General features: G+C 57.2%; 14 protein-coding genes and 1 tRNA gene. 9 read left to right on the forward strand and 6 right to left on the reverse strand.

Annotated elements, in window-relative coordinates; genetic code table 11:
- Window positions 1–271: 271 nt before the first annotated feature.
- From CLOEV_RS06050 to CLOEV_RS06060, 3 genes are all read right to left on the reverse strand, one after another.
- On the reverse strand, window positions 272–1582 hold the full coding sequence (locus tag CLOEV_RS06050) for an ATP-binding protein (RefSeq protein WP_034442558.1): 1311 nt from the start codon (window positions 1580–1582) through the stop codon (window positions 272–274).
- Between the two features lie 631 nt (window positions 1583–2213).
- Entirely contained in the window at window positions 2214–5738 is a 3525-nt protein-coding gene (locus tag CLOEV_RS06055) for a hypothetical protein (RefSeq protein ID WP_156938371.1), read from the reverse strand.
- Window positions 5729–6280 (reverse strand): hypothetical protein, encoded by a 552-nt coding sequence (locus tag CLOEV_RS06060; RefSeq protein WP_034442565.1) that lies wholly within the window; start codon window positions 6278–6280, stop codon window positions 5729–5731. The genes CLOEV_RS06055 and CLOEV_RS06060 overlap by 10 nt, the downstream gene beginning before the upstream one ends.
- 428 nt (window positions 6281–6708) lie before the next feature.
- Here CLOEV_RS06060 and CLOEV_RS15890 point away from each other — a divergent pair, with 428 nt between their 5' ends.
- Window positions 6709–6930, forward strand: coding sequence for a Fic family protein (locus tag CLOEV_RS15890; RefSeq protein WP_039917360.1), 222 nt, complete (start codon window positions 6709–6711; stop codon window positions 6928–6930).
- 72 nt (window positions 6931–7002) lie between these two features.
- Here CLOEV_RS15890 and CLOEV_RS06070 read toward each other — a convergent pair whose 3' ends face one another.
- The 3 genes from CLOEV_RS06070 to CLOEV_RS06080 form a co-directional block, all read right to left on the reverse strand.
- On the reverse strand, window positions 7003–8082 hold the full coding sequence (locus CLOEV_RS06070) for a hypothetical protein (protein WP_034442568.1): 1080 nt from the start codon (window positions 8080–8082) through the stop codon (window positions 7003–7005).
- A 347-nt stretch (window positions 8083–8429) separates the two neighbouring features.
- Complete coding sequence (gene mrtS, locus CLOEV_RS15895; protein ID WP_051484924.1) at window positions 8430–8963, reverse strand: Synerg-CTERM system glutamic-type intramembrane protease MrtS; 534 nt, start codon at window positions 8961–8963, stop codon at window positions 8430–8432.
- A 9-nt stretch (window positions 8964–8972) separates the two neighbouring features.
- Complete coding sequence (locus CLOEV_RS06080; RefSeq protein ID WP_008710262.1) at window positions 8973–9398, reverse strand: Fur family transcriptional regulator; 426 nt, start codon at window positions 9396–9398, stop codon at window positions 8973–8975.
- 144 nt (window positions 9399–9542) lie between these two features.
- Here CLOEV_RS06080 and CLOEV_RS06085 point away from each other — a divergent pair.
- The 8 genes from CLOEV_RS06085 (at window position 9543) to CLOEV_RS06120 (ending at window position 17758) form a co-directional block, all read left to right on the forward strand.
- Window positions 9543–9618, forward strand: a tRNA-Gln gene (locus tag CLOEV_RS06085).
- Window positions 9618–11075 carry a bifunctional UDP-N-acetylglucosamine diphosphorylase/glucosamine-1-phosphate N-acetyltransferase GlmU gene (gene glmU, locus CLOEV_RS06090; protein ID WP_270553895.1) on the forward strand — a complete coding sequence of 486 codons (1458 nt, stop codon included), beginning with the start codon at window positions 9618–9620 and terminating at the stop codon, window positions 11073–11075. The genes CLOEV_RS06085 and glmU overlap by 1 nt, the downstream gene beginning before the upstream one ends.
- A gap of 45 nt (window positions 11076–11120) precedes the next feature.
- Window positions 11121–12092 (forward strand): ribose-phosphate diphosphokinase, encoded by a 972-nt coding sequence (locus CLOEV_RS06095; RefSeq protein ID WP_008710264.1) that lies wholly within the window; start codon window positions 11121–11123, stop codon window positions 12090–12092.
- A 63-nt stretch (window positions 12093–12155) separates the two neighbouring features.
- The gene (locus tag CLOEV_RS06100) at window positions 12156–12818 is read left to right on the forward strand and encodes a 50S ribosomal protein L25 (RefSeq protein WP_034442571.1); all 663 of its coding nucleotides are present in this window, start codon (window positions 12156–12158) and stop codon (window positions 12816–12818) included.
- Window positions 12819–12999: 181 nt separating this feature from the next.
- Window positions 13000–13584 (forward strand): aminoacyl-tRNA hydrolase, encoded by a 585-nt coding sequence (gene pth, locus CLOEV_RS06105; protein ID WP_008710266.1) that lies wholly within the window; start codon window positions 13000–13002, stop codon window positions 13582–13584.
- Window positions 13571–16678: a DEAD/DEAH box helicase gene (locus tag CLOEV_RS06110; RefSeq protein ID WP_051484925.1), complete on the forward strand. Its 3108-nt coding sequence runs from the start codon at window positions 13571–13573 to the stop codon at window positions 16676–16678. Before pth ends, CLOEV_RS06110 begins: the two co-directional genes overlap by 14 nt.
- A gap of 29 nt (window positions 16679–16707) precedes the next feature.
- On the forward strand, window positions 16708–17508 hold the full coding sequence (mazG, locus tag CLOEV_RS06115) for a nucleoside triphosphate pyrophosphohydrolase (RefSeq protein WP_034442574.1): 801 nt from the start codon (window positions 16708–16710) through the stop codon (window positions 17506–17508).
- A 16-nt stretch (window positions 17509–17524) separates the two neighbouring features.
- Window positions 17525–17758 carry a NifU family protein gene (locus CLOEV_RS06120; RefSeq protein WP_008710272.1) on the forward strand — a complete coding sequence of 78 codons (234 nt, stop codon included), beginning with the start codon at window positions 17525–17527 and terminating at the stop codon, window positions 17756–17758.
- Window positions 17759–17762: the final 4 nt, after the last annotated feature.

Genomic DNA, 17762 nt, shown 5'->3' on the forward strand with positions numbered 1-17762 from the left:
CACTGGATTCCCGACAGGAGCGTTCTGGAATGACAAACCAACGCCGCTGGATTCCCGACAGGAGCATTGATGAACATACTAAGTTCGATAACGGAAATCAAAGATTTCCTATCTCACTTATCGGGAATGACGGGAGGGCTTTAATCGTCTCCCCGCAAATCTTCTGTGCGGGGTCCAGCGGCGTCGGTTTCCCCGTGTCAAGCCCATTCAAAGCCGCTGGATTCCCGACAGAGGCATTCGGGAATGACGGGAGGGCTTTATTATCAGGCCGTCAGGCGAGGTCTGCATATCGGCTGATATTGTCCGCCGCGTACAGTGGCAGATTCTTCAGCCAGCCTTCGTCCTTATAATCTGACATTGAAATCCTGACGGAGGTCTCGGGCTTGAATTTTTCATAAAACGTCTTCAGACTCTTAGCTTGCAGGTTGGTCTCGGCTTTGACCTCGACGGGAATCACATTGGAACCGTTGTCTATCAGGAAATCGATCTCGGCGCCGCCCCTGTCGTTCGTCCAGTAGTAGACGTTTATGCCCTTCACGGTCTTCATCTGTTGAAGCACATACTGTTCCGTCAGCGCCCCCTTGAATTCTTTGAAGAGGTCGTTTCCCTCCATGAGTATCTTTTTGTCCAGCCCGGTCATGCAGGCAAGAAGCCCGACGTCCACAATAAACAGCTTGAACGCCTTAAGATCCTCGTATGCTTTCAAAGGAAGCTTTGGCGCGGCGGCGCGGTTGACCTTGTGGACAAGGCCGCAGTCCGAGAGCCAGAGCAGCGCCAATTCGTATTCCCTTGCCCGTGCCCCCTCTTTTACCGCCCCGTATATAAATTTTTTGTTCTCTTTGGCAAGTTGGGAGGGAATGCTGTTCCATAACATTCTTATCTTCGGCACGACTTCGTTCGGAGCGTGTTTGGAAAAGTCCTGCTCATACGCGTCGAGGATGCGGCGCTGTATCTCGCGCACGCCGCCGTATGACTCGTCTTCGATGAAGCTCATAACGGCTTCCGGCATTCCGCCGATGAAGTAATATTTTTTCAGCAGCTCAATATACTCGTGTTTGAACGCCGTAACCATGGCAAAATCGTACTCGTGCAGGAGCACCGCAAATTTTTCTTTTTTCATCGCCAGCATAAACTCTGAGAAGGAGAGCGGATATAAATCAAGAAACTCCACCTTTCCAACAGGGAAAGAAGTGCCGTGGTGGAGCGCCGTGCCAAGCAGCGACCCCGCGCATATTATCTGATATTCAGGCGCAAGTTCGTTAAAATATTTAAGCGACGACAACGCCTGAGGGACTTCCTGCACTTCGTCGAAGATCAGCAGCGTGTTCGCCGGGTCGATTTTCTGGTTCGTGTAAAGCTCCAGCCCGGCTGTTATTCTCCGCACGTCCATGTCTGCGGAAAAGAGCGCCTTCATCGGCCGGTTATTATCAAAATTGACATAGACGGCCCTGTCGTAATCCGTCCTTCCAAATTCCTTCATCAGCCACGTCTTGCCGACCTGTCGCGCGCCGCGTATTATCAAAGGTTTCTTTGCCTTTTTGTCTTTCCACTTGCGCAATTCCTCTATTGCCGTCCTGTACATGTCCATCACCTCGCCGGTATATCATACAATGTCGCCCACATTTTTACAACGAAAAATGTGAGCGTATGACATTTTTTACAGTGACTAACGTGAGCGTATGACATTTACTGCGACGACTAATGCAAAACGGAGAAGGCGCGGCCGCGCTCTCTATGCCGCAGAGCCGGCTGCGGCGAAAATAAATTCAAAGCCGCTGGATTCCCGACAGGAGCATTCGGGAATGACGGAGTTCCTAACCATTTGGGAATGACGGGGCTCTTAACCATTCGGGAATGGCGGGAGAGCTTTAATCGTCGCCCCGCAGATCTTCTATGCGGGGTCCAGCGGCGTCGAGTTTCCCGTGTTAAACCCATTCAACGCCGCTGGATTCCCGACAGGAGCATTCGGGAATGACGAGGTTCCTAACCATTCGGGAATGACGGGAGGGCTTTAATCGTCTCCCCGCAGATCTTCTGTGCGGGGTCCAGCGGCGTTGGTTTCTCGTGTTAACCCCATTTGACGCCGCTGGATTCCCGACAGGAGCATTGATGAACATACTAAGTTCGATAACGGAAATCAAAGATTTCCTATCTCACTTATCGGGAATGACGAGGCCCTTAACCATTCGGGAATGACGCGGGCTTTAATGGTCTTACTTCTTTCTTCTTCCGCCCGCAAGCGGCAGCAGCGCGAGCGCGAAGAGAGCCGCGAAGCCCGTTATGCCGGCGGAGCAGCCGCCGGAGGAACCGCCGCTGTCGCCGCCCTTTTTCGGCCTGTCCGGCTTGAGCCACGGGGAGAGTACTTTGACGGATACGCCCGTGCTGTTCTTCGCGATCTCTTCGACGAACGGGGCCTTGACCGTTACGACGTTGCTCTCGCCGGTGTGGATGCCGCCGAGCGCGCGGCCCGCCACGATGATGTTTTCGCCGTTTTTCTGATGGCTTATCACGAGCAGTTTGACGTCGGGAAGCGCGACGCTGCTTGTGAGGTGAACTTTTGCCTGAATGTATTTTTGCCCGTTCTCCGTGATTATCTCGGCGGACTTTTTGACGAACTCAGCCGTTACCGGCGGCTGGGCGGAGGCTGACGACGACTTTGACGCCGCGAGCTTCGCCGAAGAGACCGACGACGCGTCCGTTCCCTCGTACACGTCGGGGTCGAGCAGCGCCATGCGCACGTAGCCCCAGTTGTTGTCGCTGTGGATCTCGTCTCCGTTGGGGACGACCTTCACGTACAGGTAGCCGGTGAGCATCCCGTCCGTCGCGGCCTTGGCTTCGCTGAGCTTTTTGCTCGCGCTCCACTCGACAGCGATCTCCTTGATGTTCGAATCGCCCGTCGACTGCCAGCCCTTGATCGCGTAGAGGCCGCTCGTGCCAACTTTGTCGGCCTCCGTCAGTTCGCTCTCGTCCTTCCATTCGTTCGTCCAGTAGAGCTCGGCCTTCACGTCCGTCGTATCGACGTAGCTGCAGTTGTAGACGCGCACCTTGACGGTGTAATCGTCGTCGGCCATCAGCGCGCGGTAGCTCGTATTGCTGCTGGAAAGCGTGGTTCCGGCGCTCTCCTGTCCGTTGTATATAGTAACGCCGCGCATTATCCTCGGCGTGTCGTCGTCCGCGGTGGCCGTCCTATACGTGTAAGTGCTCGAGTTGAGCCTGTGCGGCAGGTTGAGCGCGGGGTCGGGATTTGCGTTGTAATTTCCGTTCTGATACCAGACGCTTGAGGATGAGGTCTTCTTTATGTCCGTTATCATCTGCGCCATCACGAAGTTGCCGGTGTTTTCGACCAGCATCGCAAGCGCGGCCCCAAAGGATGCCTTGTCCATCTCGTCCTGCGTGTAGACGCCGTCGTATCCCTTCTGTCCGGGCCAGCTCAGAGTATATGCCGCAGTGTTCGTGAGGTTGCTGCTCGACGAGCTGGACTCGCTGTTCGTCTCGTCGTAACTGAAACTGGCCGAAACGCTGACCGGTGTCTTTCCAGCGGCGTTGGACTGTCCGATGCCGACGCCGAGCTCCGCGTTGAAGGAGTTCTTGTTCGTCGTGGACGACGTGTCCGTCTCGCCCGTCATTTCAGACAGCTTGACGGAGACGCTCGAGCTGTTAGCCTCGCCGATTACTACGTTCGTTTTCGTCGTCTCGCCGACACAGCTTGAGTAGTTCTTGACCTCTTTGAGCTCGCGTGGATACGTGAAGAGGTTGTACGGCTGATGAACGGGGTCGTACCACTCGGCGTTGAGGCCGCTGACGGCGTACTGCTCCGGCTGCTGCGGCACCTGTATCTGGAGGTAACGCTGCGACGGGTAGACCGTCATATCGCCGTCCGTGCCGAATACGTCGTCGCTTGCCGCGTATGGTCCGTCGCGCCCGTAGTCGTCGTCCAGCGGATAGATGACCGGATAGCGGTATACGTCGATCTCCTCCGTCTGGTAAGAGACGAAGTCGTCATACATTCCCGCCGCGCTGACGCTTGATGTGGCGGTGTATTTGTTGGTCTGCGTGTTGCTCTCTTTTTGAGTGTTTGTATAGCTGTACCCGGCGGAAGCCGACCCGCTGACTTTGCCGCCCTCCTTGCCGGCTTTAGCGGAGGCCTTGACGGAGACGCCCATCGTCGTCTCGGAGGACTTCGTCTCGGTCGACGAGACTTCGTCGTTCTCCGTGCAGTCGGCCTGCGTCTTGTAGACGCCGTACATCGGCATGGAGACCTGCTTTGTGAATACGTCGATGCTCGCGCCGTTCACCACGTCGTAGTGGCGCGGCGCCATCTGCAGCTCGAACGTCGGCTGAATTTTGGCCGTCATCGTGTAGATGCTCGGCTCGCCCAGCAGCATCGTCTGGTGGTCATAGTCGACGGCGGTCAGGCAGATAGAGGGCGTTCCATAAGAAGTGTACGTCCCCCCCAAGTCGGACGCCCACTCACGCGAAACAAAATACTGCGCGAGTACCGACTGATAGCCATGCGTTTTAAACGACCAGCTGCCTCCGTCATTCACAGCCTCGATGACGGCATAATCTATCTTGTTGTCGTTGCCGTAGCTTGCGATGGCTATTTGCTTGATATTATTGTCATTCGTACACTTGAAGTTGCCAACGGTCATCCCATGCGAACCGGCGTAATCCGCATTTTCATACCAGTCACCATCGTCATATTGTTTACCCCAGTCCAAAAAATACCAGCCGAACATATCATAGGTGCTTTGGTTGCAGAGCAGGGTTCCCGCGCCGTCAAGGTTTGCCCACTCCCTGACGCTCACATAAGAGCCGTAGTGCTCCCCATCGTCTACCCAGCCCGGGTGAATATAGACAAGCTCGTCCTTGCCGTCGCCGTCGAAGTCTGCCGCCTCCGCCCATATTTGTGCGACTAGATTCTCTCCGCACCAGAGGTTCACGCTCTCGTCCTTGGCGACGAAATACTTTGTGAAGGAGCGGTTGGCAATGTCGGGCTTATAGCAGGCAAAGGCGATTCTGTTCGTGCTTTTACCCTCTTTGACCTCGCCGGAATAGGTTCCGTAGACGACCATTATTTCATCAGAGCCGTTGCCGTCAAAATCGCCGACTGTAACGTCCATTCCCTCCGTGGTGTATTGGTCGGGAGTGTTGTCATGCTGGTACAGGTCGTCAAACTGTATATTTGAGATGTGCTCTGAAATAGTGTTGCTGTCTCTGTCGTACTTAGCAAGAGAGAGCTGGAATGATACTCTGCTTGTGAAAGCGATGGGGAATTCCATAATGCCGTCGCCGTCAAAATCCCCTTTTGCTATCCTCACCTGGCACGGCGAACGGAAATATCGGTCGCTTTCACCAAGGTCGAACTTCGCTATCTCGGCGCGTGATTTGTAAGCGACGGTGCTGCCGTCGGCGGCGTCAAAAAGCTCTTTCCCGTCATACATTTCAGCATATACACGAAGAGTTGAAGAATCGTCGGAAGATTCCCGTGTCAAGTATGCAACGACCAGCTCGCTGTATCCGTCGCCGTTAAGATCCGCCGCGACACAGTCGAGCGAACGGCCATATACAGTGTAGCCAACGCCAGTATTATCCCCCGTTATCCAGCTTTGGACAGCGTCATTCATAATTTTAAGGGTCTTATTTATTTGCTGCTTATCTTCGTCAAGATAGGAATATTTGAGATAATGCTGCTTATCGATACCACTCTTAGCCCAATAACATGCAGCTATTTCCATATATATATATCCGACGGCACCACATAGCTTTGCTTAACATTATTGTATGTCTCGATCGTGATGCTTACCGGCCTTATACCGGCAGCCGCGCACCTCATTATTCCTGCGTAGTTCTGACTGGCGTCCGTACCCAGACCGTCAAGAGGGTCGGTACGATATATCTCCTGTGATGCGTCACCCTCAACGACCGTAAGCGCGCCGTCCCCTGTAAAATCGTCCGGCTCTATAGGTAGCATCCTAAAGGCGCGTGTGGCTTTGCTTGCTTCGTAAGTTTGGTAAATTGTATATTCTCTGTGCCCCAGTATGGCCTGCTGCTTTTTCGCGACGCTCAAAAAGCTGTCCTGATAGGCAGCCGCCGTCTGTGAATATACGCTCTCCTCCATGCCGTCGAGCGGGCCGAACTTGCTGTCTTCCCACGAAGTCTCGTCCGCGATCGCCGGGAGCATGCGCGCCCCCGCGTAGAAGAGAAGCGCCGTGAAGAGCAGCAGCGCCGCCGCGGCCGCCGGCCTGCGCGAATGGATAAGTTCCCTCAGTTTAAACATTTTTCATCCTCCTTAAATGATTATGCGTATGTGTGACATAGATATCTTCGACAAATTATTATTAGTTATTATGAAGGGAATTCCGTTGAAAATAAAAAATCCGGTATGAAAGGTAGCTCATTCGGCACGAACGGTAAAAGCCGCCGTCGCCGGGGATCGGCCGCCGCCCCGGAGGGCGTATCCTCACGGCGAGGGAAGACGTCCTTGTAATCCCGCATACGGCAGGTTATACTTTTTGAACAAAGCGGACGAGTATATAATATAAGAAGGAAATATTTACGCGGACGGCGGAAAATGTATCAGGCGATTCAGGCGTTTTTATCGAATTTACGCTTTCAGCGATTTTTGACATCATTGCGCTTCAGGAAAAGCACCAAGTTGAGCACCAAGACAAGCACCAAGTCGAGCTCTCCGGCACGGCGATTGCCGTGCTGAAAGCGCTTGAAGGCGGAGAGCTGCCGCGCAGGGAAATTTTTTCGGCGATAGGAAAGAGCGGCGATTCCAGAGCTTTCAAACGCAATATCGAGCCTCTCATAGATTCGGGGCTTATCGAAATGACAGTACCGGAGAGACCGAAGAGCAAACTGCAGCGGTATCGTTTGACCGGCAAAGGCGCGGCGGCGCTGAACGCGCGCCGCCGCGCGGAATAGGGGATCTGTGATCCCCGTCATCGAAGCCGGCAGTTACACCAGATGGTGCATATAATCAGCGGTTCCCTAACTTTATCTGTCCTTCTGCATCTCTTCCGTGAAGGGATAGTATATGCGCAGTTCGGTTATTCCCTTGAGTGAATGGTCCTGGCGGCCCGCCGATTCGCGCAGCCGCTCCCACTTGCCGTTGTCGTAGCGAGCGAGGACGAGCGATTTTCTGCCGTAGGTGGACCAGAGGTCCCAAAGTTCTTCGCCCGCCGCGGGGCCGGAGACGAGGCCCTTTTTGAAGAGCGGCGGCGGGCCGCCCATCATCGATCTGCCGTCGGCGGGGCCGACGACGAGCCACTGCGTCATGTTCCAGACGTTCTGCATCTCTTTTGACTTGAGCGCGTGGTCCCAGGGGATTATCTGAAAGCCGCCGGTGACTCCGCGCGGCGTGGTGGAAACGTCGATGACGCCGCTGTGGTTGGCGCGGATCGCGCCCGTGCGCTGGAAGAGCGTTCCCTCGAAGCGTCCCGTGCCGCCGAGCGGCCTGATGACGCGGCCGAGCAGCTCATAGCCGCCGCGTTTCCAGGCGATGACGCGGCCGCCGGGGCGGTTTTCGATGTTTACCATATAGGGCATGGCGTCGTCTTCGTTTGCCACGATGACGAGCGTGTCCTTAGCTTTAGGCAGGTTGGCGGGGGAGAGCGGCGCTTCGCTCATGTCCGGCCTGCGCACGAAGACGGCGGAGCCGACGGGCGGGGCCCAGGCTCCGAAGAGGCTTTCGCCCGCCTTCGCGGAGATGACGACGGAGGCTCCGGGGCCGGCGGCGGGGGCGATCGTCTCCTGCGGGATGACGCTCATCGTGCGCCCCTTGTCTTTCTCAACGGAGACGAGCATGTGTATCGCGTTCACCGCCGAGGCGCAGACCGTTCCCGGCGCGCTCCACGCGCTCGCCGTGTAGCTCGGCCAGCGCGTCTTAGTCGGCAGGGCCTTCACTGTACCCACCTCGCGTGTGCTTCCGTCCGCGGTCGTCACCGTTACCGCCGCGCCCTTTTCCATCGGTATCTTTATCTCGAAGAGTTTTTTCTCTGCGGCTTCCGCCCGCAGCGAAACGGCGGCCAGCGCGGCGCAGAGCAGCGCCGCGGCGATCATCTTTTTATACTGCATTACGCTCACCTCGCATAGTTATTTATCATGTACAGGTATATCATTAAAGAGCGGCGATAGCAAGAGATAGCCGCCGGATAACAGGGCAGGAGCATCAATGCCGATTTACGCGATTGGAAGTAAATGGTAAGCAGCGATTTAGCGCCCTTCCGTCGCTCCGGCCTCCGAGCCGGAGCCCAGAGTCGTTGGTTTTGGCTCTGCAAGCGGCGGCGGAACAAACCCAAGTCACTGGATGCCGGGTCAAGCACGGCATGACAAGATAAAGCCCGGGGCGGCGGAGTACCAGTGCCGGCATGACAAGCTAAACCCCTGTTTATCATTCCCTATATAAGTTTGCCCTGCTGCCGTTAAAATTTTACCGGCAGGGGGAAGAACCAGATCGACCAGATGTTGCCGATGAAGTGGAAGAGCGCGGGGGGGAAGAGGTTTTTGTAGCGGTATTTGAGCCAGCCCATGATAAGCCCGGGAAAGAAGGTGCAGAGCGATATCCAGTATGGCGCGACTATCAGATGTATCGGCGCGAAGACAAGGTTGGTCAGCACGATCGCCGCGAAGGGGGGGAAGCGCCGTTCCAGCATCGGCTGAAGCCAGCCGCGAAAAAATGTTTCTTCTATAATGGCGGCGGCGAGGCCGGAGCCCCCGAGGCTCAATGCCTCCCAAAGGCCGCGCTTTCGCGGCAGCGTCTCCCACGGCCAGTTCATCGCGACAACCGTGAGGATCAGCAATATAAATGCAGACACCGCAAGCGTCTGCATGAAGTCTTTGATGTTGAAGTCCCAGCGCAGGCCGTAGTCGTCCGGGTCCTTTTTCCCGTACCAGCACCAAACGTAGGGCCAGTAGAGCAGAAAGACGCCCGCGCAGAAGGATACTATAGTACCCATCGAACGGCGCTATATTTTAAGGCAGTCGGAGCAGAGGCCGTAAAAGAATATCTCCATGCGCTCGATCTGCGCGATGTTGTCGCGTACGGACGTCGCGGATTTGAATATTTCGTTTTCGTCCACCGGGATGTCGAAGAGTTTGCCGCACTTGCGGCAGAGGAAGTGCCCGTGCGTGGTGGTGGTGGGGTCGAAATAGACTCTTTTGTCGTCGATGCTGAGGATCTTGATGAGCCCGGCGTCCGCCAGCAGCTGCGCGGTGCTGTAAAGGGTGGCGACGGACATCGTTGAATATTCGGCGGAGAGCTCGCGGTAGAGCGTGTCTGCCGATGGATGGTCTGTGCGCCCCTCCAACTGCTGTAATATAGCGATGCGCTGAGCCGTTATCTTCGCGCCTCTCTCTCTAAGGACTGCTATCCCATCGTCTACGGTCCACATTTATCCATTCCTCCAAAACTGGTATTCTTGAATCATTTCAATTATTATAAATCATATCTTTCGATTTGTGTACCGTAAAACAAAAAATGCTTTTTAGGCTTGCGGATTTGCGTAATTTAACGTTATAATGTCCGTTGCACATAATGGGGTGTAGCCAAGCGGCCTAAGGCATCGGACTTTGACTCCGACATCGATGGTTCGAGTCCATCCACCCCAGCCATGTTATGTAAAAATGCTGGTCATATCATTAAAAACGTGTTTTTGAAGGGAGCCGGAAAAGTGAATCAGCCAAAAAAACCGTTTGGGGTTCTGCTCTTGGCTGCGGGAAAAGGCACGCGGATGCGCAGTAAAACTCCCAAAGTCCTACATCTGATGCTTGAAGAACCAATCCTCTATTATCCTCTGAGATCGGCGGAGAGCGCCGGCTTTGAGGATATCGCCGTTATGGTCGGTTTTGAGGGCGCGGCGGTGGAGAGGTGGACGCGGGATAATTTTCCCGGCGCGGAGATAATATGGCAGCGTGAACAGAAGGGCACCGGCCACGCGGCGAAGCTTGCCCAGGGCTGGTGGCGGAATTTTGATAATGTGATGGTTCTCGCGGGAGACGCGCCGCTGATAAAGGCGGAGACGCTCTCGTTTTTTGCCGGACGTCACGCGGAGGGCGGCAACGCCTGCAGCTTTTTGAGCTTCGACCTTGAGGACCCCGCCGGATACGGGCGGGTAATACGCGAGGGCGGACGGGTCCGCGTGGTGGAGCACAAGGACGCCACGGAGGAGGAACGCGCCGTAAAAGAGGTCAACAGCGGCATGTATATCTTCGACACGGCGGCGCTTGCCGATGTGATAGACGAGATATCATGCGCCAACGCGCAGGGCGAATATTATCTGCCCGACGCGCTCTCGCTGATCGGATCACGCGGCGGCAGGGTGGAGGCCGTTAAGGCCGACTATGCCGAGGAGTTCTTGGGAATCAACGACCAGACGCAGCTTGCGGCGGCGGCGCGGATAATGCGCGACCGCATCGTAGGCGATTTCATGATAAACGCCGGACTGCAGTGTATGGACCCCTCGAGCCTGTGGATAGGCCCGAAGGTAAAGATCGGACGCGACGTCGTCATCCACCCCTCCGTTCAACTGTGGGGCGAGACGGTCATCGAGGACGAGGCCTTTATCGGCAGTTTCTGCGTGCTCCGCGATTCGGTGGTGCGCGCCAAGGCGAATATCAAGGGTTCGGTCCGTCTCAATGATTCGACCGTCGGCCCGCGCGCCTCGGCCGGACCTTTTTCCTTCATGCGCGAACATGGCGAGCTTCTTGAGAACGCCCACATGGGCCGTTTTGTTGAGATAAAGAAGAGCCGGATAGGCGTCGGAGCAAAGGTGCCGCATCTCTCATATATCGGCGACACCGAGATCGGCGAGAATACGAATATCGGCGCGGGAACGATAACCTGCAACTATGACGGGGAAAAGAAGAATCCGACGAAGATAGGCAGGGATTGCCTGATCGGCAGCGATACGATGCTCGTCGCCCCCGTCACACTCGGAGACGACGTCTCCACGGGGGCCGGCTCCGTCATCACCAGCGACATACCGGACGGCGCGCTCGGCGTAGGCCGCGCGCGGCAGTCTAATATCGAAGGCTGGAGCCGCAGGCGGCGCGGTAAAAGTAAAGAGTGAACCGTAAGATAAATATCAGGGGATTATATTAAGGAGGAGAATAAAATGTCCGCAGGATTAAGAGAGGTAAAGATATTTTCAGGCTGCGCGAATGAACAGTTCGCGAAAGATATCTGCATGAATCTAGGGGTACCTCTTTCCGCATCAAAGTTATTCAGGTTTTCCGACGGTGAGATCGGAGTCTCCATCGAGGAGAGCGTCCGCGGCGCAGACGTTTATGTGGTCCAGCCGACCTGCGAGCCGGCGAACGAACACCTTATCGAGCTGCTTATCATCGTTGACGCGCTCAAAAGGGCCTCTGCCTATCATGTCAACCTTGTCATGCCCTATTTCGGCTACGCGCGCCAGGACAGAAAGACCCGCTCCCGCGAACCGATCACGGCGAAGCTGATCGCCAACCTGCTTGAAAAAGCCGGCGCCGACCGTGTGATAGCGGCCGACCTCCACGCGGGTCAGATACAGGGATTTTTCGATATTCCCGTCGATCATCTGACAGGCATTCCCCTCCTTGCTTCATATTTCCACCGCATCCTTGCGAAGGAGATCGAACAGGACCTCGTGACCGTCGTATCCCCGGATATCGGCGGCGTCGTGCGCGCGAGGAAGTTCGCGGAGCAGATCAACAACGCCGATCTCGCGATCGTCGACAAACGCCGCTCGCATGAGGTCGCGAATCAGTGCGAGGTGATGGAGATCATCGGCAATATAGACGGCAAGACCTGCATCCTCGTAGACGATATCGTTGACACCGCCGGCACGATCGTGAAGGCGGCCGAGGCGCTCAAGGAGCGCGGAGCCAAGGCGGTCTACGCCTGCGCCACCCACGGAGTCCTTTCCGGGCCGGCGATCGACAGGCTCAGGGGGTCCGTCATCGAGGAGATGGTCCTGACCGATACTATCCCGCTCAAGGAGGCGAAGAGGATCGAAAAGATCAAGGTGCTTTCGATAGCGCCCCTTTTTGCCGAGGCGCTGAGAAGGATCCATTCGGAGCATTCGGTAAGCATTCTCTTCCGTTAAGCGCGGATAGAGAGATGATTTTAGAAAAACAGAAGTGTAAAAAATACTGAGGAGGAAACACCAATGGCTAAGAATCAGACAGTAAAACTTGACTTCACGAAGAGAGAGGTCACCGGAACGGGCGTCTGCCGCAAGATCCGTTCAAAGAACCTCATCCCCGTGGTACTCTACGGCCCCGACTATAAGAGCGGCCTCGCCGGGACCGTCGCCGCGAAGACGATCGCGCCGGTGGCGAACGGCGGACATAGAGAGACGACGCTCATCGAACTCACGATCGACGACGGTACGACGGCCTCCGCGCTTATCCGCGACGTGCAGCGCCACCCGCTTACGCGCCAGATCCGCCATATCGATCTCTATCAGGTCCTCAAGGGCCACAAGGTAAAGGTCGAGATCCCCGTCCGCGTCGCGAACGTCGAGGCCTCAAAGGGCGTCAAAGAGGGCGGGCTTCTTACTCACGCCGCACGCCTCATCCTCGTCGAGGTGCAGCCCAGCGATATTCCCGAAGAGATAGTCGTTGACGCGAAGGATCTTGAGATGGGCTCCGAAGTCTTCGTGAAGGATCTCGACGTTCCCGAAGGCGTCACCGTGCTGACGGACCCCGAGATACTCGTGCTTCATATTTCTGCCATCCGCTCATCGGACGACGAGACGGAAGAGGGAGAAGAGGAGAGCAAGGAAGTCGAAGTCGTTGCCAAGGGCAAGGCTGCCAAGGAAGAGGAATAACAGCTCCGCGGATCATATAAGCGTCCGGCGCGCCGGTTTGACATCGCCTTTCGAGGGCCTGTGCCGCGCCGTGCCGCCGTTTTCCGCCTATGCTCCTGACGGAGGATATCGTTGTAGTTTGCCGTTAAAGACGCGTAATATCTGTTATGCGTCTTTAACTTTATTTATGGGATGAATGATCATGAAATTAATCGTTGGCCTGGGAAATCCGGGATATGAATATGTATGGACCCGCCATAACGCGGGATGGACGATCGTCGATTCCTTTGTGGCGAGGCTGGGGCTGCGCGAGCCGCAGATAAAATTCCGCGGCGCCTATTGGGGGCCGGTCGTCTGCTGCGGAGAGCGCGTCTCTTTTCTCGAACCGCACACCTATATGAATTTAAGCGGCCTCTCCGTCGGCGAGGCCGCGCGTTATCAGAATCTTGAGCCCGAAGACATCCTCGTGATATCCGACGACGCCGCGCTGCCCTTCGGGCGCATCCGTATGCGCAAGAGCGGCTCGGCCGGCGGGCAGAACGGGCTGAAATCGATCATCGGCGCTCTCGGGACTCTCGACGTGCCGCGCCTCCGCGTCGGGATCGGTTCGCCCGACGGCAAAATGGACCTTAAAGACTGGGTGCTGGGCAAGATACCGCCGGACCAGCGCAGGGAGTGGCACAAGATCGAGGACGCCGCCTGGGAGGCGCTGGAGCTCTGGCTCAAGGGAGATGTCGACAGGGCGATGTCGAAGGCGAACGGTTTCCGGTTAAATGAGGGAGAATAAGGGCCTTTATCAGGGGAGCTCCCTCGCCGCGCTCGATGAAGAGCTGTGGCTGCGCAACAGGGGGGTGCATCTCGCCTCGAAGGGGGCGATGCGCCCCTGGGTCTGCCGTGAGATAAAGCAACCCTTGCTCGCGCTGCTGCCGGACGCGCGCCAGGCGCGGGATTTCGCGGCGGACGCCGAAGAGCTCGGTCTCTTCGGCAGCGTCAAGATCCTTCCCGAGATGACCCTCGCCGAAGACGATTCGAGGAGCGAGGCGCAGCGTATCGTGCGCGGCGACATTCTGGAAAATTTCAAATATAAGGGCGGGGTCCTCGCCGTCACGCCGGCCTCACTGATGGCGCCCTTCTCGACCGGAGGAGACTATATTGAGCTTGAATGCGGCAAGGAGGTCGGGCGCAGCCGCCTCATCGACTGGCTCGCGCGGAAGGGCTATGAACGCAGCGACCTCGTCTGGACTCCCGGACAGTTCGCCGTCCGCGGCAGTATCGTCGATATCTTCAGCCCCTCGGATATGTATCCGGTGCGCGTGGAATTTTTCGACGACGAGGTGGAGAGCATCCGCTTCTTTGTTTCGGAGACGCAGAAGAGCCTGCGCACCATACGCAAAAGTTCCGTGCAGAGCCTTGTGTCAAAATCCGACAACGCGCTGGAAAACTATTTCCCCGAGGATATGCGGATACTCTTCTTTGACCCGCACGGCCTCGATACGACGGCGGAGAACGCCGTCTGGCTCTGGAAGAGCCTCGACCGCGAAGAGAGCGTGCCCTGGGAAGCCTGGGAGAAGCTCTGCGCGGGTTTCACCGCCTATAAGAGGCTGCGCGTCCTTCCGGACGTAAAAAACTGCGCCGCGCGTATGGCGGTCATGCAGTTCCCCAACTTCCGCGGCAAACTCAAAGAGGTCGAATTGCACTGCCTCTCTTTAATAAAAGAGGGTTTTCGGATAAAGGTCGTCTCCGAGGCCGAACGCAACCTTCAATGGGGGCGGATCAACGGCTTCGAGGCCCGCGAGGGCATACTGAGCGAGGGCTTCATCGACGGCGACGCCAAAATCGCCGTCATGACCGATCTTGAACTGTCGGGCATCACCGTCGCGCGGCGTCGTGTGGAGAACAGGGCCCCCAGCGACTGGGGCGCCGGCCTCATTCCCGGCCAGTGGGTCGTCCACGACGAATATGGCGTCGCCCTCTATCAGGGGTCGGAGCGCGTGAAGACCGCCGACGGCGAGCAGGAATATCTCATCCTGCAGTTTGCCGAGGAGCGCCGCCTGCTCATACCCGTGATGCAGTTCCACAAGATAGCGCCGTGGTCTCCGCTTCCGGGGCAGGAACCGACGCCCGACAATCTTAGGAGCTCGCACTGGAAAAAGGCCGCCTCGAAGGCGAAGCTGATGGCGGAACAGGCTGCCGCGGAGCTTATCAAGATCTACGCCGAACGCGAGGTGAGCAAGGGTTTTTCGTTCCCCGACAATCGCGAAATGATGCGCGAGCTGGAGGAGAGCTTCACATACAAAGAGACCGCGGACCAGCTCCGCGCGATCGAGGACGTGGAGCGCGACATGGAGCGCCCCGTGCCGATGGACCGCCTCATTGTGGGCGACGTCGGCTTCGGAAAGACCGAGGTCGCGATCCGCGCGGCGGGCAAGGCGGTCTTCGCGGGAAAGCAGGCGGCGATCATGGCGCCGACGACGCTGCTCGCGCAGCAGCACTTTGAGACGTTCACCGCCCGTTTCGCGAACACGCCGATACGCGTGGAAGTGATCTCGCGTTTCGTGCCTGTGGGGCAGCAGCGGCGGATATTGCAGGACCTCGGCGACGGCAAGGTCGATATCCTTATCGGGACTCACCGGATACTGACGGACGACGTCAGGTTCAAGGACCTTGGCCTTATAATCGTAGACGAGGAACACCGCTTCGGCGTCATGCACAAGGACCACCTGAAGAGGTCGATGCCGGGCGTCGACGTGCTGATGCTTTCCGCGACGCCGATCCCGCGCTCGCTTTCGCTCTCTGTCAGCGGACTGCGGGACATGTCGATACTGCAGACGCCGCCGCAGCGGAGGCTGCCCGTCATCACCGTGGTGCGCCCCTTTTCGGAAGAGCTTCTGAAGAACGCGGTGCTGCGGGAAAAGAACAGGGGCGGCCAGATATTTTTTGTCCATAACAGGATAAACGACCTGCAGGAGCGCGCCGTCATGCTCAAACGTCTCTTTCCGAAACTCAACATCGCGATGGCGCACAGCCGGACGACGGAGTCGGCGCTTGAAAAGACGATGTCCGAGTTTTCCGCGGGAAGGATAGACATTCTCGTCTGTACGACGATCGTTGAGAGCGGACTGGACATCCCCGCGGCCAATACGCTGATCGTCGACGACGCGCATGAGCTCGGACTGGCGCAGATGTACCAGCTTCGCGGGCGCGTCGGGCGGCGGGAGGAACAGGCCTACGCCTTTTTATTCTATCCTAACGACGTCCATATCTCCGTCGAGTCCAGCGAGCGCCTTGAGGCGATCGCGGAACTCGACGAGCTTGGGGCGGGCTATCAGCTCGCGCAGCGCGATCTTCAGATACGGGGCGGCGGGGATCTCATCGGCGTCTCGCAGCACGGAAACTCCAGCCGGATCGGCTATCAGAAATACTGCGACCTGCTTGCGGAGGAGATATCCAAGATAAAGGGCACGTACAGGCCGCAGATGGAGCTGGAGATCGGCTTCCCCGTCTCCATCCCCGGCGATTACCTGCCGCAGGAAAACCTGCGCGTAACGCTTTACAGGAGGCTGCTGAAGACGGATTCTCTCGCGGAGGTGCTCGAACTGCGCGAGGAGACGGAGGACCGCTTCGGGAAGATCCCCAACGAGCTCGACTTCCTCTTCAACGTCGCGGCGATCAAAGGCGTCTCTTACGAACTGGGATTTACGAAGATGATCTGCAGCCGCTACGAACTCGTGCTGCAGGGCAGGCCGGACGGCGCGTGGGAGAGGCTGACGCTGCCGCCGAAGTGGCGCCGCCGCCTGGACGGCTTCATCGGGCCGGGCGGATTTGCGGGCATCAGGGACGTCGCGCGGATAATTCAGGAACAAAATCCCGCGCCAATCTGATAGAATAGTGCAGGCAGGAGGGATTCGCCATGCAGGAAGAAAAAGCAATGTCGGAAAAATTTGTCAGGCTCGCAGAGGTGATGAAGCGTCTGCGCGCGCCGGACGGCTGCCCCTGGGACCGCGAGCAGGACTACATGTCGCTGCGCCGCTACATAATCGAGGAGGCCTACGAACTCATCCAGGCGATAGAGTCCGAAAACATCCCGAATATGTGCGAGGAGTGCGGCGACCTCATGCTGCAGGTGGTGTTCATCTCCTGCATGGCGGAGGAACGCGGCGACTTCACGATCTCGAACGTGATGGACGGGCTGACCAACAAGCTCATCAGGCGTCATCCCCACGTCTTCGGGGACATCAGCGTCAAGGATTCGGACGATGTGCTTCGCAACTGGGAACAGATAAAGTCGGCCGAGCGCAGGGGCAAAGAGGAAGATTCCTCTTACATGGCGGGAATCCCGCGCGGCATGCCAGCGTTGCTGCGCGCCTACCGGATACAGGAGCGCGCCGCGAAGCCCGGTTTCGACTGGCCCAAGGGCGACGTCTCTCCCGTGGTCGCGAAGGTGGAGGAGGAGCTGGCGGAGCTGAAAGAGGCGATGGCCTGTAAGGGCGGCGACGAAATCGCCGAGGAACTCGGAGATCTCATCTTTGCCGCCGTCAACCTTTCCCGCCATCTGGGGATCGACCCCGAGATAAATCTCCACCGGGCCTGCGAGAAGTTCGACGCACGCTTCAGAAGTGTGGAAAAGTCGGTTGAAAAATCCGGACGTCCGTGGAAAGATTATACCTTGGACGAGCTGGATGAATTCTGGAAAGAAGCAAAAAATAAATAAATTTGGAGGAATCCTCATGACAACAGAAGAGAAGATCAAGGAAGTACTTGCCAACCACGTATCGCCCGCGCTCCAGTCGCACGGCGGCGACTGCTCGTTCGTAAGATATGACGAGCCGTCCGCCACGCTTTACGTCGCGATGGAGGGCGCCTGCGGCAGCTGCCCCTTCGCGCTGGAGACGCTGCGCATGACGGTCGAACAGGCGGTCATCGCGGAGGTCCCCGAGGTCAAAGCGGTGGAAAGGGTATAGGCGG

This window comes from Cloacibacillus evryensis DSM 19522, assembly GCF_000585335.1.
Taxonomy (GTDB): Bacteria; Synergistota; Synergistia; order Synergistales; family Synergistaceae; genus Cloacibacillus; species Cloacibacillus evryensis.